Annotated in this window: 1 protein-coding gene and 1 pseudogene; one reads left to right on the top strand and one right to left on the bottom strand. The window is 47.6% G+C overall.

Annotated features, from left to right (window positions below; translation table 11 throughout):
* Nucleotides 1-511 (bottom strand): annotated as a pseudogene (locus ACYVEA_RS34575) (gliding motility-associated C-terminal domain-containing protein); the annotation flags it as partial.
* A gap of 180 nt (nucleotides 512-691) precedes the next feature.
* Here ACYVEA_RS34575 and ACYVEA_RS34570 point away from each other — a divergent pair.
* Nucleotides 692-911: hypothetical protein (locus ACYVEA_RS34570; RefSeq protein WP_461117914.1), on the top strand; the 220-nt coding region annotated here is incomplete at its 3' end.

The raw sequence follows: 911 nt of genomic DNA, 5'->3' as shown, positions 1-911 counted from the left end.
TCTGGTTGACGCGTCCGGAGTCCAGGGGTGGGTTGAGCATGACGGGGGTAGAGTTCAAGCCCAGGTTGGCATTGATCAGAATCGTCGTCGAGACGAAAAATCGGAGGTTGTCTGAATCACCGGGAGGAGGTAAGTTTTTAGTGTCCTTGTTACGGTTAGGAACGGTTATGCCAATGGTATAAGCCCCTGGCCCGGGATAGGTATGAACCGTTTTGTAGATGTTAATCGAGGACGTACGGCTGTTAATATAAGTACGTGGTTCCTGACGTTTAACAATGGCTGTAGTGCCATCTCCAAAACACATAGTGTATTCCCCTGCCTGATCAGCAGCAGGCTTACCTTTTACTTCATCGAAGTAAGCGGTAAAGGTAATTTCGTACGTAAGCGAAGTGGCCGAGATGCGTCTGGTAGTAATTTCGCCCGCTCGCACGTGAGTGGCCTGGCTACTGGTGGGAACCAGCACCACGCCCAAAAAAAGGCTCCACAGCCCAATCGTATAGACTAACCGCATAAAGTTGTTGCATTTTCATTTACAACGATTTCACTACTAAAAAGTATATCCAAATCGTGTGCTGAGTTGGCAAGTAAGTGAATAAATATAGGTAATATTTTCCGTCATGAAATCCGGGAGAGAAGGGTATCGACCGTATCGTTACTATTTTAAGTCCAGGCTGGTAAAGAGTGGGTTTCCATGTTGCCAGTTAGGGATTTTTATGACGGCCGAACGTCAATTATACAAAATAAAGCCGCCCACAACCAATCTCGTTTGTGGGCGGCTTTTCATTCTATAAAGACTCAATCCAATACTTTTCGCTACTTATCTGAGGGATACCGACTCTCTGAGGATCTGAACCCAGCCCTTCAGGACCTGCGGGGGGGCGTTCCGATCCAGCAGGGCATAGTGCACCGTG

This window comes from Spirosoma jeollabukense, from assembly GCF_054777855.1.
This window is presented reverse-complemented; position numbering and strand designations above follow the sequence as displayed.